Source organism: Streptomyces koelreuteriae (assembly GCF_018604545.1).
GTDB lineage: Bacteria > Actinomycetota > Actinomycetes > Streptomycetales > Streptomycetaceae > Streptomyces > Streptomyces koelreuteriae.
In genome coordinates this window covers 7,210,481-7,225,166 of the sequence record NZ_CP075896.1, presented here as the reverse complement: position 1 = coordinate 7,225,166, position 14,686 = coordinate 7,210,481, and the positions used below count along the sequence as shown (strand labels likewise).

Annotated in this window: 11 protein-coding genes, 2 rRNA genes and 1 riboswitch; of the genes, 1 reads left to right on the top strand and 12 read right to left on the bottom strand. The window is 66.0% G+C overall.

Translation table 11 applies throughout. The annotated features are described in order from the left end of the window. Positions 1–151: 151 nt before the first annotated feature. A riboswitch (glycine riboswitch) is annotated at positions 152–247 on the bottom strand. Positions 248–360: 113 nt separating this feature from the next. After that, complete coding sequence (locus KJK29_RS32565) at positions 361–735, top strand: PRC-barrel domain-containing protein (RefSeq protein WP_215122734.1); 375 nt, start codon at positions 361–363, stop codon at positions 733–735. A gap of 16 nt (positions 736–751) precedes the next feature. On the opposite strand, the gene KJK29_RS32560 is transcribed toward KJK29_RS32565, so the two are convergent. The 12 genes from KJK29_RS32560 to KJK29_RS32505 all read right to left on the bottom strand — a co-directional run bounded on the left by KJK29_RS32560 (position 752) and on the right by KJK29_RS32505 (position 14,630). Beyond that, positions 752–2,161, bottom strand: coding sequence for a DNA polymerase IV (locus KJK29_RS32560; protein ID WP_215122733.1), 1,410 nt, complete (start codon positions 2,159–2,161; stop codon positions 752–754). A 138-nt stretch (positions 2,162–2,299) separates the two neighbouring features. Next, positions 2,300–2,983: a MerR family transcriptional regulator gene (locus KJK29_RS32555; protein WP_370869175.1), complete on the bottom strand. Its 684-nt coding sequence runs from the start codon at positions 2,981–2,983 to the stop codon at positions 2,300–2,302. 314 nt (positions 2,984–3,297) lie between these two features. After that, entirely contained in the window at positions 3,298–3,771 is a 474-nt protein-coding gene (locus tag KJK29_RS32550) for a bifunctional nuclease family protein (RefSeq protein WP_003988851.1), read from the bottom strand. 85 nt (positions 3,772–3,856) lie between these two features. Further along, on the bottom strand, positions 3,857–4,597 hold the full coding sequence (ftsR, locus tag KJK29_RS32545) for a transcriptional regulator FtsR (protein WP_215122732.1): 741 nt from the start codon (positions 4,595–4,597) through the stop codon (positions 3,857–3,859). Positions 4,598–4,651: 54 nt separating this feature from the next. Then, a complete protein-coding gene (locus tag KJK29_RS32540) occupies positions 4,652–5,599 on the bottom strand; it encodes an FHA domain-containing protein (protein WP_215122731.1) in 948 nt (315 codons plus the stop codon). Positions 5,600–5,660: 61 nt separating this feature from the next. Further along, positions 5,661–6,629, bottom strand: coding sequence for a DUF881 domain-containing protein (locus KJK29_RS32535; protein WP_215122730.1), 969 nt, complete (start codon positions 6,627–6,629; stop codon positions 5,661–5,663). Between the two features lie 5 nt (positions 6,630–6,634). After that, positions 6,635–6,967, bottom strand: a complete 333-nt coding sequence (locus tag KJK29_RS32530; protein WP_003988855.1) for a small basic family protein — start codon at positions 6,965–6,967, stop codon at positions 6,635–6,637. Continuing rightward, positions 6,964–7,875, bottom strand: a complete 912-nt coding sequence (locus tag KJK29_RS32525) for a DUF881 domain-containing protein (protein ID WP_215122729.1) — start codon at positions 7,873–7,875, stop codon at positions 6,964–6,966. The genes KJK29_RS32530 and KJK29_RS32525 overlap by 4 nt, the downstream gene beginning before the upstream one ends. Positions 7,876–7,973: 98 nt before the next feature. Continuing rightward, a complete protein-coding gene (locus tag KJK29_RS32520) occupies positions 7,974–10,469 on the bottom strand; it encodes a mannose-1-phosphate guanyltransferase (RefSeq protein WP_215122728.1) in 2,496 nt (831 codons plus the stop codon). A gap of 115 nt (positions 10,470–10,584) precedes the next feature. Beyond that, positions 10,585–11,193, bottom strand: a complete 609-nt coding sequence (locus tag KJK29_RS32515) for a CDP-alcohol phosphatidyltransferase family protein (protein ID WP_184599460.1) — start codon at positions 11,191–11,193, stop codon at positions 10,585–10,587. A gap of 109 nt (positions 11,194–11,302) precedes the next feature. Then, positions 11,303–11,419, bottom strand: a 5S ribosomal RNA gene (gene rrf / locus KJK29_RS32510). Positions 11,420–11,511: 92 nt separating this feature from the next. Then, positions 11,512–14,630 (bottom strand): 23S ribosomal RNA (locus KJK29_RS32505). Between the last annotated feature and the right edge of the window lie 56 nt (positions 14,631–14,686).

Sequence of the window (14,686 nt, the reverse complement as noted above, 5' to 3'; positions counted from 1 at the left end):
GACCTTCGAGGGGCACCACGGCACGGGTACCCGGACGGCCTCCCCCTCTGTCATGTCAACCTGAGAGCTTCACCGGATCGCCCGAAGGCCTCCGGCTTTCACCGTCGGTGAGGGCGGAAGCCGTGACATCCGCCCTGCTTTCCAGAGTGACCTCGTCCGTGCGGTACGTGGGCCTGAGAGATTCCGGGGAGGATTTGCTCCTTCGGCGCCTCCGATGGTGTCTGGAGGACTCTCCCGCACGGGGTCAGCAGCCGTTGTCAGCCTACCAGCGCGGTCAACGCACGAACCTTCGAGTGGCCGCCTCCTCGATTGTGCCGTTTTGTAGTGTTTACGGATGAGTTGCGACCATGTGGAGGGCCCGTGCGAACCGATATCGATCCGCGCAACTTGATCGGCCGCAAGGCGTTCGACCGCAACGGGACCAGGATCGGCACGATCGACGAGGTCTACCTCGACGACGCCACCGGCGTCCCGGAGTGGGCGGCCATACGGACCGGCCTGTTCAGCAGGGACGCCTTCGTCCCCCTCGAGCCCAGCGAGCTGATCGAGGGCGCCCTCCACGTGCCCTTCGACCGCGCCCTGATCAAGGACGCCCCGGACTTCGGCGTGGGCCGCCACCTCTCCCCCGAGCAGGAACTCCAGCTCTACCACCACTACGGCCTGGACGTCGCCGCCCCTCCCCCGCTCCAGGACCACGAGTTCGGCAAACTGGCGGGGAAGGACGAGCCGGCCTGAACCCCGGGCGAGCCGCCTAAGGGGCGACGGACCGCAGCCCCACACCCCCGGAGTCGTCGTCACCCTCCGGCCCATGGCCCCCTTCAGGGTCTCGTAACACCAGCGGCAACGGATCCGCCGGCTCCAGCTCCGGATCGTCGACCCGGAAGGTCCGCACACGCCCGGGCTCCGAGTCGGGCGTCTCGAACCGCACGGTGACCCGCCCCAGGCCGCTGCCCTGCACCCACCCGTGCCCGAACCCGGTGTGCCGCACATCGTGCCCGGCGGGCCACCGCCGCTCGGCCGGCTCGGGCTGCTCCTCGACCGGAGCCGGGGCGTGCTCCTCCACCGGGCCCTCCGTGACCGCCCGCTCCCCGGCCGCCTGGGCGAACAGGTCCTCCTGCGTGTAGTCGGCGAGCCCGCTGACACCCACTCCGAGCAGCCGCACACCGCCCGTGGTGTCGACCGAGTCCAGCAGTCTGGCCGCCGCCTCACGGATCACCCCGGGATCGTCCGTCGGCCCGCGCAGCGTCTCGGACCGGGTGCGTGTCGAGAAGTCGTACCGCCGCACCTTCAGCACGATGGTCCGCCCGGACAGCCCGGCCCCGCGCAGCCGCCGTACGCAGCGGTCGGCGAGCCGCTGCACCTCCAGCCCGACCCGCAGCCGGTCGTGGATGTCCACGTCGTAGGTGTCCTCGACCGACACCGACTTCGCTTCCCGCTCCGCCACCACGGGCCGGTCGTCCCGTGCCAGCGCCATGGCGTAGAGCCCGTGCCCGTGCGCCTTCCCCAGCAGCCGGACCAGCTCGTCCTCACCCGCCTCGGCGATCTCCTCGACCGTGGTGATCCCGGCCCGCCGCAGATGGTCGCCCGTCGCCGGCCCGACTCCCGGCAGGGTCCGCACCGACATCGGCCCCAGCATGGCCCGCTCCGTCCCCGGCTCGATCATCACCAGCCCGTCGGGCTTGGCCTGCTCCGAGGCGATCTTGGCGAGCATCTTGGACGCGGCCAGCCCCACCGACCCCGTGAGGCCCGTGACGGCCCGGATGTCCGCACGCAGCTTCACCCCGGCCAGCCGCGCCGAACGCTCGTCCCAGGCCGTTCCCCCGGCCTCCAGGTCCACGAACGCCTCGTCCAGGCTCAGCGGCTCCACCAGCGGCGACAGCGCCCGCAGCAGCTCCATCACACGCTCGCTGATCGCCCGGTAGAACCCGAAACGCGGCACGAGATACGCGGCGTTGGGCGCGAGCCGCCGGGCCTGCGCCATGGGCAACGCCGAGTGCACCCCGAAGACCCGCGCCTCGTACGACGCGGTCGCGACCACACCCCGCGGCCCGAGCCCGCCCACGACCACGGCCTTCCCGCGCAGGCTCGGCTTGGACGCCTGCTCCACCGAGGCGAAGAAGGCATCCATGTCGAGATGCAGGATCGTGGGCGCGGTTCTCACAACTCCGATGCTGCCCTACGCCACTGACAACGCCGTGCCGAACCGTCCCGGCCACCCCGGAACACCGCTCGCGGTCCGGCGCGGAAACGTCCCGCCCCCTGCGGCCGCACCCGCACCCGCACCGCGCCGTCCGGCGGGTCAGACGGCCCTGTTCCGCCGCCGCGCCAGCTCGTCCGCCGGATTGGGCCCGACCAGGGTCTCCCCGGTGTCGATCCGCTCCCCGTGCAGCTGCGACAGCGCGCTCTCTACGTCCCGCCACACCACACCCACGGCGATCCCGAAGACTCCCTGCCCCCCTTGGAGCAGGGCATGGACCTCGTCCGGCGAGGTGCACTCGTAGACCGTCGCACCGTCACTCATCAGCGTCATCCGCTCCAGGTCGCGGAAACCGCGTTCTCTGAGGTGCTGGACCGCCGTGCGGATGTTCTGCAGCGAGACCCCGGTGTCGAGGAACCTCTTGACGATCTTCAGGACGACGACGTCCCGAAAGCTGTACAACCGCTGCGTCCCGGACCCGTAGGCGGGGCGCACACTCGGCTCGACGAGACCCGTGCGGGCCCAGTAGTCCAGCTGCCGGTAGGTGATACCGGCGGCCGCGCAGGCCGTGGGGCCGCGATAGCCGATCTGCTCGGACGCCATGGACGTCGTCCCTCCGCTGCTCGGCACCGCCGACGGTCGCTGCGGAGCGAGGTCGGCCGCACCATCGGGCTGGGAACAGCCTCCGCCCGAAAGGAGCCGAGAGCCGGGGGGAGCGTACGGACCGCTCGCCCTGAGACTGCGCTCGGGGCCGCCCCCAGCCGTACCGTCGCCGCTGCTTCTCACGCCGACCTCCGTCCTTGACCTGCCTTCTCGACGGTAGGCAGTCACCCGGGGTGCGTCAACGATCGCCACACTCGCCACGCCGAGTGATAATCACCCTAAGAGTGGTTTCCCGTGCCCCACCGCGGGGAAAGGCTAGCCGAATGCCCTCGGCGCGGGCCGTGTGACGCTCTCATTCGCCACCGGCACATGCGGGCAATTCACCCGTCACACATACGGCGGCGGCCCTGCGACGGACTCATCGTCCGCCGGGCCGCCCACGCGTCTCACGACCGCTTCCACTCCCTGCCGGGCCGGCGTCCACCGGCCTGCGGAGCTCACTGGCTGCTGCTGCCGAAGTCCTCCGGGGAGATCTGATCGAGGAACTCGCGGAACTTCTCCACTTCGTCCTCCTGCTCGTCCGGGATCGCGATACCCGCGTCGTCGAGCACCGTGTCACTGCCGTAGATCGGCGTCCCGGTGCGCAGGGCCAGCGCTATGGCGTCGGACGGGCGAGCGCTCACCTCGACGCCGCTGGCGAAGACCAGCTCCGCGTAGAAGACGCCCTCACGCAGGTCCGTGATACGCACTTCCGTGAGCTCCTGACCGACGGCTTCCAGCACGTCCTTGAACAGGTCGTGGGTCAGCGGCCGCGCGGGAGCCATGCCCTGCTGGGCGAAGGCGATCGCCGTCGCCTCACCCGGCCCGATCCAGATGGGGAGGTAGCGGTCGCCTCCCACTTCACGCAGCAGCACGATCGGTTGGTTGGAGGGCATTTCGACCCGGACACCTACGACATCGAGCTCGTTCACACAGCAACCCTAGGCCGTGCTCGGGACGTTTGGGTAGTCGGGCCGGGATCAGGCGCCTGATCCGGCCCCCACGCGTTCGCCCTCCTCACGGCAGCCGCACCCCGAGCGCCGTCTGCACCAGCGCGGCGTGCAGCTTCACCGTGAGCCCCGCCAGCTCCTTGGTGCGGTCCTCCGCATGAGCCCTGGTCTGCGGGTTCCGATGCCGCTTCAGCGGTGCCACCACCTGGTCCACGAGCCCGGCCTCGCGGTCGGCGGCGGCCTTCATCACCCGCAGATGCCGCGGCTCGATCCCGAACCGCCCCAGCTCGGCGATGAGCGCGGCCACGGTGACCGCCTCCGCCTCGTACGCCCCGTCCTCCAGTGGAGTGACCAGCCCGTACGACTCCCACTCCTTGAGCTCCTCCTCGTCCACCCCGGCGGCGGCGAGCAGCTCCTCACGCCCGACCCTGGCAGCCGGGGGCGGCCCGTCGAAGGGCTCGGGCGCGGAATCGCCGTCCCGCTGACGGCCCACGGTCGGCAGCGGCACGGCCTCTCCGCGCTCCATGGCCTCCAGGTGCTCACGGATCACCTTCAGAGGCAGATAGTGGTCCCGCTGCATCCTCAGGACATGCCCGAGGCGCTCGACGTCACGGGCGCTGAACTTGCGATACCCCGAGGGAGTCCGCTGCGGCTCGATGAGCCCCTCCGACTCCAGGAATCGGATCTTGGAGATGGTGACTTCGGGAAACTCGTCGCGCAGCACGTTCAGCACGGTGCCGATGCTCATCAGCCCACTGTCCGTGGCGGCGGCGCCGTGCCCGGCACCGCCGCTCGGTGTATGAAGCATGGACCTTCCCTGACGGACGGACCTTCGCTGGGGTGTCCCGGAATCAGGTCCGGGTCAGTAGCCCCGCTGGCTGGCGTAGAAGACCAGCCGGTACTTGCCGATCTGCACCTCGTCACCGTTGCTCACGGCGACCTGGTCGATCCGCTCCCGGTTCACATACGTGCCGTTCAGGCTGCCCACGTCGGCCACCGTGAACGAGCCGTCCTGGCCACGACGGAACTCCACATGCCGCCGGGAGACCGTCACGTCGTCCAGGAAGATGTCGCTCTGCGGATGACGGCCGGCCGTGGTCAGATCGCCGTCCAGCAGGAAGCGGCTGCCCGAGTTCGGCCCGCGGCGCACGACCAGGAGCGCGGAACCCAGCGGCAGCGCGTCCACGGCCGCCTGCGCCTCGGGTGACAGCGTCGGCGTGGGCGTCTGGCCGGTGGCCTCGGCGTCGTAGGCCTCGAGACCGGAGATGGAGATCGTGGAGGTCGTCTCGGACGGACGCTCCGGCGTCGCGCCCGGCCGCAGCGGCGCGCCGCAGTTGGAGCAGAAGCGGCTGTTCTCCGCGTTGCGGTTGCCGCACCTCGTACACACCAGGGCCGACATCGGATCCTCCTGCCGCGGCTGCCCACCGGGAGCATTGGACGCATACGGGTCGGAAAACCCTCCACCCGCACTTGAGGGTTGCCCGAAACCTATGCCGCCGGACTGCGCAGGGTCAACCGACGGCGCGCCCTGACCTCCGGAAACGTCGCCGCCCGGACCGCCGACCTGGTCCCGGAACAGCGGCCGCTGGCCCTCCGCGTCAGGCTGTGCGCGATGACGGGCGGTCGCATTGTCGCTGCCCTCTCGCGGGCTCTTGCCGAACAACTTCGCAAACAACTTCACGGGCGATTCCCCTTGACCGAAACAGACCCGCCCGTGGGGCAGGACGAACCCTGACTGAACACTCTGGCCGACCCGGACATCCTGACAACGTCCGTCTGCACCAGACAGTTTCCACCACGCACCACCCATTCGGTGCGCCGACCCCCCGCAACCTCATGCCCTCGCCGGACGCCGCCCATGCCCCGCCGGTTCACTGGGAGGACGACCGAGCGTAGTCAGGCCGCTTCGCTGCTCGCAAGGCGTCCACGACGATCTTGGTCGACCGCTCCACGGTGACGATGGCCTGTTCCTTCTCGAGAGTCTGCACCACACCTCCGGGGATGTTGAGCGCCGGCTCGAGGTCCTGAGACTTGCCGATGACCTTGAAACGATAGGGCGCGTTGATCTTGTTCCCGTCGACGCTCACGCCCTTGCCGGAATCCGTGAGATACGTACCGGCGACGACCCGTACGCCGTTCACCTGGATCGCCTCGGCACCCGCCGCACGCAGTTCCTGGACCGCGTCGAGCAGCATGTCCGACTCGACCGTCCCCTTCGTGTCCTCGATGGTCATGGTGATGCCGGGCCCCTGCGCGGCCACCGTGCCCGCCAGGATGCCGAGTTGCCGCTCCTTCTCCACCGTCTGCTTCCGGGCCTCCTCGGCCTGGTCCGAGCTGTTCTCCAGCTCGTCGCGCTGCTTCTCGAGACCCTGCTTCTCGTCCTCAAGACGCTGAGTACGGTCATCCAGTTCATCGAGGATGCGGACAAGATCTTCCTGGCGCGCGCCGCGCAGGGCGCTGTCACTGTCGCTGTTCGACGCCACCTGCACGGCCAGCCCGAAGCCCAGACCGAACAGCAGCAGCGCGACGATCAGTTGGGCCCTGCTGACCCGAGGCGGCCACAACCCCTGCACCAGCCGCTGCCGACCGGTCAGCCGCGGCTCGGGCGCCGCCTCCGGCTCCGGCGCCGCCTCCGGATCGGGCTCCGGCTCGGGGGCGGGGGCGGGGGCGGGGGCGGGGGCGGGGGCGGGCTCCGGGGTGTTCTGTGCGACGGGCTTCGCCGCGGCCACCTCCTGGGGCAGCTCCTTGCGCAGCCGGTTCGCGGACTCGCCGCTCCCGTCGCGCCGCTTCGCGCCCGTGTCGTCGTTCTCCTCGGCGCGCTTGTCGTCGTGCTCGCTCATCGGCCTCACGCCCGGAAGACGTGCCGGCGGATCGCCGCGGCGTTGGAGAAGATCCGGATACCGAGGACGACCACCACACCGGTGGACAGCTGGGCACCCACGCCCAACTTGTCACCCAGGAACACGATCAACGCGGCCACGACCACGTTCGACAGGAACGACACCACGAAGACCTTGTCGTCGAAGATGCCGTCGAGCATGGCGCGCAGACCGCCGAAGACGGCGTCCAGCGCCGCGACGACAGCGATCGGCAGATAAGGCTCGACCACCGCCGGAACCTCAGGCCGGACCAACAGGCCGGCCACGACTCCCACGACGAGGCCCAGTACGGCGATCACGATGTGCCCTTCTCGCTCTTCTCAGTGCTCGGCTGTGCTGTACGTACGATCACACTCGGTGCGGCAGGCAGCCGGAGGTCGTCCTCCGCGGATATGGCCGTCCTGACGCCGTAGCTCTCCTGGAGCGCGTTCAGATACAACCCGTCCGCGCTGTCCTGGAACCGCGTGCTCAGCTCTTGCCCGTCCCCCACCGCCAGCACCGTGTACGGCGGCACCAGCGGTTTGTTGTCGACCAGTATCGCGTCCCCCGCGGCCCTGATCGCGGACAGCGCCGTCAGCCGCTGCCCATTGATGGAGACGGCCTCGGCACCCGACTCCCACAGCCCGTTGACCACGCGCTGCATGTCCCGGTCACGCACCCGACCGGTGTCCGCGAACCCGGAGGCCTCTCGCGGGTCACCGTCACCACCCGCACCGGTGTCCTTGGCGTCGTTCACCACCAGCTTCACGCCGGGACCGTGCACCGCGGCGGCGCCGGACAGGATGCCCACGAGATCGGACCCGGCGCTGCCACTGTGCTTCAGCGCCTCGCGCTGCCGGGCGCTCACGTCCGCGCGCAGCTCGTCGACGGAGTCCTCCAGCTTGTCCGCCGCCTCGCTCTCCCGGTCGATGCGGTCGACCAGCTCTTCCCGCTCCTTGGCGACGACGGGTGCGGCGACCCGGGCCTGTGCCGCTCCGACGGTCACGATCAGGGCCGCGAGCACCAGGCCCGCCGCGAGCCCCAGCTTCGCCCTGAGGGTCTTCGGCAGGCCGGCGTCGCCCGCGGCCTTCTTCCGCTCGGCGGCCTCGGCGTATCCGTCGTCGAGACTGTGGTCCATGACGTTGGTGAGCAACGACATGGACGCATCAGGGCGCCGGGGCCGCGTCGGTGTGCTCCGAATGGGGGGTTGCTGCGGCATGCCGCACATCGTCGCACGTCGCGGCCACTACCTCCGAACGGCCCCACCGGCGTGCCGGACAGGCCCCGTTGAGGACACTTGTCCGGCACGCACGCGTGCAGCTCGTTCTACCGGCCGGCGCTGTCCACGACCGCCGACCACTCGTCCAGCAGGGCCTGCGCGGACGCGTCGTCCGGCCCCTCGGCCCACAGGTGGGTGACGGCCTCCGCCGGGTCGGGCAGCACCATCACCCAGCGTCCGTCGGTCTCCACCACCCGCACGCCGTCCGTGGTGTCCACGAAGCGATCTCCGGCCTCCTCGACGACCCGCCGCATCACAAGACCCTTGACAGCCCACGGGGTCGCCAGATCCCGCTTCAGGACGTGCGCCCGCGGGATCCGGGCGTCGATCTGGCTGAGCGTGAGCTGCGTCCGCGCCACCAGCCCGATGAGCCGTACGAAGGCCGCCGTGGCGTCGTACACGCTGGAGAACTCGGGAACGATGAACCCGCCCTTGCCGTCACCCCCGAAGATCGTCCCTTCCTCACCCCCGACGCGCGTCAGGTCGTCGGGAGAGGTCGTCGTCCACTCGACCTGGGTCCCGTGGTAGGCCGCCACCTGCTCGGCGATCCGGGTCGTGGTCACCGGAAGCGCGACCCTGCCGCTACGCCGCTCGGCGGCGACGAGGTCCAGCATCACGAGCAGCGCCCGGTCGTCCTCGATGATGCGCCCCTTCTCGTCGACGAGGGACAGCCGCTCACCGACCGGGTCGAACCGCACGCCGAAGGCGGCACCGGAGGACGCCACGATCTCCCCGAGACGCACCATCCCCGACCGCCGCATGTCGGCCGTCTCCGTCGGCCTGGACTCGTCCAGACCCGGGTTGATGGTCAGCGAGTCGACCCCGAGCTTCCCGAGCAGACTCGGCAGCACGAGCCCCGCGCTGCCGTTGGACGCGTCCACGACGACCTTCAGCCCGGACTCGGAGATGCCCGTCGTGTCGACGTTCCTCAGCAACGACCCGGTGTACGAGTCGAAGACACTGGCCGGGAAGTGCAGATCCCCGATCTCACCGGGGAACGCCCGACGGTACTCCTGCCGCGCGAACACCCGGTCCAGCTTCCGCTGGCTGCCCTGCGACAGGTCGGCGCCGTTGCCGTCGAAGAACATGATGTCCACGGAGTCCGGCACACCCGGCGTCGTACGGATCATGATCCCGCCCGCACTGCCCCGCGCGGTCTGCTGCCGCGCCACGGGCAGCGGAACGTTCTCCAGGTCCCGTACGTCGATGGCGCTGGCCTGCAACGCGGAGATCACCGCCCGCTTCAGCGCACGGGCACCACGCGAGTGGTCCCGGGCCGTGGTGACGGTCGAGCCCTTCTTCAGGGTGGTCGCATAGGCACCGGCCAGCCGCACGGCCAGCTCCGGCGTGATCTCGACGTTCAGGATGCCCGACACACCGCGGGCTCCGAAGAGGTGCGCCTGTCCCCTGGACTCCCAGATGACCGACGTGTTGACGAAGGCACCGGCCTCGATGGTCTTGAAGGGATAGACCCGCACATTGCCCTGAACGATCGATTCTTCACCGATCAGGCACTCATCACCGATGACCGCCCCGTCCTCGATCCGCGCCGCGCGCATGATGTCGGTGTTCTTCCCGACCACGCACCCGCGCAGATTGCTGTGCGGCCCCACGTAGACGTTGTCGTGGACGACGGACTTGTGCAGAAAAGCACCGCTCTTGACGACCACGTTGGACCCCACGACGGAGTGCTCACGGAGCTCGGCGCCGGCCTCGACCTTGGCGTAGTCCCCGATGTAAAGGGGCCCGCGGAGCACGGCGTCGGGGTGCACCTCCGCACCCTCGGCAACCCAGACGCCTGCGGAGATCTCGAAGCCGTCGATGTCGACGTCGACCTTGCCCTCCAGGACGTCGGCCTGCGCCTTCACATAGCTCTCGTGGGTGCCGACGTCCTCCCAGTACCCCTCGGCGATATAGCCGTAGACGGGCTTGCCTTCCTTCATCAACTGCGGGAAGACATCGCCGGACCAGTCGACGGGCACATCGGCCTCGACATAGTCGAAGACCTCGGGCTCCATCACATAGATGCCGGTGTTCACGGTATCGGAGAAGACCTGGCCCCAGGTGGGCTTCTCGAGGAAGCGCTCCACCTTGCCTTCCTCGTCGACAATGGTGATGCCGAATTCCAGCGGATTGGGAACACGCGTCAGGCAGACCGTGACCAGCGCACCCTTTTCCTTGTGGAAATTGATGAGCTCGGTGAGGTCGAAATCCGTCAGTGCATCGCCGGAGATGACGAGGAAGGCATCGTCCTTCAATGCCTCTTCGGCGTTCTTGACGCTTCCGGCGGTACCGAGTGGCTTCTCCTCATTCGCATAGGTCAGCTCCATGCCGAGCTCTTCGCCGTCACCGAAGTAGTTCTTGACGAGTGAGGCCAGGAACTGGACAGTAACAACTGTTTCATTGAGCCCATGCCTTTTGAGCAGCCGCAGAACGTGCTCCATGATCGGGCGGTTGGCCACGGGCAGGAGCGGCTTGGGCATGCTTGAGGTCATGGGGCGAAGTCGCGTGCCTTCGCCTCCGGCCATCACTACGGCCTTCATGTCGGAAGCGTCCTCCTCTAAGAGACGACGGTCTAGCCGACTTCCCCCGCCAGGATTGTCCCCCACATTTCGACCACGGGCCATCGGACAGCCACGGTGGGACCAATCCGCAAGTTCAGTCGGCCATGGCGTCCGCACGGACCAGGCGGCGGACTTGTACCACGTAGAGGACTCCTGCCCACCAGTACAGCGTTGTACCCCATCCTGCGAACGCCCATCCGAAAATAGCAGCGAGTGACGAGATCCACCCGCTGCCGTCACTGAGCAGGAGCAGCGGGAAGGCATACATCAGGTTGAAGGTGGCGGCCTTGCCAAGGAAGTTCACCTGGGGCGGCGGATAGCCGTGCCGGCGGAGGATGCCCACCATCACCAGCAGAACCAGCTCTCGCGCCAGAAGTGCAGCGGTCAACCACAGAGGCAGAATCTCACGCCAAGTGAGACCGACCAGAGTCGAGAGAATGTAGAGCCGGTCAGCCGCGGGGTCGAGAAGCCGGCCGAGACTGCTGATCTGGTTCCAGCGCCGTGCGAGCTTGCCGTCCAGGTAGTCACTGATGCCGCTCAGGGCCAGTACCAGCAGGGCCCATCCGTCACTCTTGGGCCCACCGAACTCAGGCCTCAAAATCAGCCACAGGAAGAGGGGTACGCCAACGAGCCGAGCCATGCTGAGGATGTTCGGGATGGTGAGCACACGGTCCGTCTGGACGCGAGTCTCCTGAACCTCCACCCGGGGGCCTCCTGTGGGAAACGTGCCAACGATGCTCACTGACCTTACCTCAACGCAAAAAAGCTCTGGCTCTCGGGCTGTGTGCCCAAGAGCCAGAGCTCTAAAAGGAGTTCGGCGGCGTCCTACTCTCCCACAGGGTCCCCCCTGCAGTACCATCGGCGCTGAAAGGCTTAGCTTCCGGGTTCGAAATGTAACCGGGCGTTTCCCCTACGCTATAACCACCGAAACACTATGAAACTGTAAACTGCCGCACCATACCGTGACCTGGGTATGGGGCTGTTCGTGGTTTCAGAACCAACACAGTGGACGCGAGCAACTGAGGACAAGCCCTCGGCCTATTAGTACCGGTCAACTCCACACGTTACCGTGCTTCCATATCCGGCCTATCAACCCAGTCGTCTACTGGGAGCCTTACCCTCTCAAGGAGGTGGGAATACTCATCTCGAAGCAGGCTTCCCGCTTAGATGCTTTCAGCGGTTATCCCTCCCGAACGTAGCCAACCAGCCATGCCCTTGGCAGAACAACTGGCACACCAGAGGTTCGTCCGTCCCGGTCCTCTCGTACTAGGGACAGCCCTTCTCAATATTCCTACGCGCACAGCGGATAGGGACCGAACTGTCTCACGACGTTCTAAACCCAGCTCGCGTACCGCTTTAATGGGCGAACAGCCCAACCCTTGGGACCGACTCCAGCCCCAGGATGCGACGAGCCGACATCGAGGTGCCAAACCATCCCGTCGATATGGACTCTTGGGGAAGATCAGCCTGTTATCCCCGGGGTACCTTTTATCCGTTGAGCGACGGCGCTTCCACAAGCCACCGCCGGATCACTAGTCCCGACTTTCGTCCCTGCTCGACCCGTCGGTCTCACAGTCAAGCTCCCTTGTGCACTTACACTCAACACCTGATTGCCAACCAGGCTGAGGGAACCTTTGGGCGCCTCCGTTACTCTTTAGGAGGCAACCGCCCCAGTTAAACTACCCATCAGACACTGTCCCTGATCCGGATCACGGACCCAGGTTAGACATCCAGCACGACCAGACTGGTATTTCAACGACGACTCCACCCACACTGGCGTGCGAGTTTCAAAGTCTCCCAGCTATCCTACACAAGCCGAACCGAACACCAATATCAAACTGTAGTAAAGGTCCCGGGGTCTTTCCGTCCTGCTGCGCGAAACGAGCATCTTTACTCGTAGTGCAATTTCACCGGGCCTATGGTTGAGACAGTCGAGAAGTCGTTACGCCATTCGTGCAGGTCGGAACTTACCCGACAAGGAATTTCGCTACCTTAGGATGGTTATAGTTACCACCGCCGTTTACTGGCGCTTAAGTTCTCAGCTTCGCCACCCCGAAGAGTGACTAACCGGTCCCCTTAACGTTCCAGCACCGGGCAGGCGTCAGTCCGTATACATCGCCTTACGGCTTCGCACGGACCTGTGTTTTTAGTAAACAGTCGCTTCTCGCTGGTCTCTGCGGCCACCCCAGCTCAGAGCGCAAAGCTCATCACCGGATGTGGCCCCCTTCTCCCGAAGTTACGGGGGCATTTTGCCGAGTTCCTTAACCATAGTTCACCCGAACGCCTCGGTATTCTCTACCTGACCACCTGAGTCGGTTTAGGGTACGGGCCGCCATGAAACTCGCTAGAGGCTTTTCTCGACAGCATAGGATCATCCACTTCACCACAATCGGCTCGGCATCAGGTCTCAGCCACATGTGCGACGGATTTACCTATCGCACGGCCTACACCCTTACCCCGGGACAACCACCGCCCGGGATGGACTACCTTCCTGCGTCACCCCATCACTCACCTACTACCAACTTGGGTCACCGGCTCCACCACTTTCCTTTCCCCGAAGGGTCCGGAACGGCTTCACGGGCTTAGCATCACTGGATTCGATGTTTGACGCTTCACAGCGGGTACCGGAATATCAACCGGTTATCCATCGACTACGCCTGTCGGCCTCGCCTTAGGTCCCGACTTACCCTGGGCAGATCAGCTTGACCCAGGAACCCTTAGTCAATCGGCGCACACGTTTCTCACGTGTGAATCGCTACTCATGCCTGCATTCTCACTCGTCAACCGTCCACAACTCGCTTACGCGGCTGCTTCACCCGGCAGACGACGCTCCCCTACCCATCACAGCACCCGTTGGGGCTTGTTGCTGCAATGACACGACTTCGGCGGTACGCTTGAGCCCCGCTACATTGTCGGCGCGGAATCACTAGACCAGTGAGCTATTACGCACTCTTTCAAGGGTGGCTGCTTCTAAGCCAACCTCCTGGTTGTCTCTGCGACTCCACATCCTTTCCCACTTAGCGTACGCTTAGGGGCCTTAGTCGATGCTCTGGGCTGTTTCCCTCTCGACCATGGAGCTTATCCCCCACAGTCTCACTGCCGCGCTCTCACTTACCGGCATTCGGAGTTTGGCTAAGGTCAGTAACCCGGTAGGGCCCATCGCCTATCCAGTGCTCTACCTCCGGCAAGAAACACACGACGCTGCACCTAAATGCATTTCGGGGAGAACCAGCTATCACGGAGTTTGATTGGCCTTTCACCCCTAACCACAGGTCATCCCCCAGGTTTTCAACCCTGGTGGGTTCGGTCCTCCACGAAGTCTTACCTCCGCTTCAACCTGCCCATGGCTAGATCACTCCGCTTCGGGTCTTGAGCGTGCTACTGAATCGCCCTGTTCGGACTCGCTTTCGCTACGGCTTCCCCACCCGGGTTAACCTCGCAACACACCGCAAACTCGCAGGCTCATTCTTCAAAAGGCACGCAGTCACGAGATGGAAGCAAGCTTCCATCCGACGCTCCCACGGCTTGTAGGCACACGGTTTCAGGTACTATTTCACTCCGCTCCCGCGGTACTTTTCACCATTCCCTCACGGTACTATCCGCTATCGGTCACCAGGGAATATTTAGGCTTAGCGGGTGGTCCCGCCAGATTCACACGGGATTTCTCGGGCCCCGTGCTACTTGGGTGTCTCTCAAACGAGCCGCTGACGTTTCGACTACGGGGGTCTTACCCTCTACGCCGGACCTTTCGCATGTCCTTCGCCTACATCAACGGTTTCTGACTCGTCCTGTCGCCGGCAGACGACAGAAGAGAGATCCCACAACCCCGTATACGCAACCCCTGCCGGGTCTCACACGCATACGGTTTGGCCTCATCCGGTTTCGCTCGCCACTACTCCCGGAATCACGGTTGTTTTCTCTTCCTGCGGGTACTGAGATGTTTCACTTCCCCGCGTTCCCTCCACTTGCCCTATGTGTTCAGGCAAGGGTGACAGCCCATGACGACTGCCGGGTTTCCCCATTCGGAAACCCCCGGATCAAAGCCTGGTTGACGACTCCCCGGGGACTATCGTGGCCTCCCACGTCCTTCATCGGTTCCTGGTGCCAAGGCATCCACCGTGCGCCCTTAAAAACTTGGCCACAGATGCTCGCGTCCACTGTGCAGTTCTCAAACAACGACCAGCCACCCATCACCC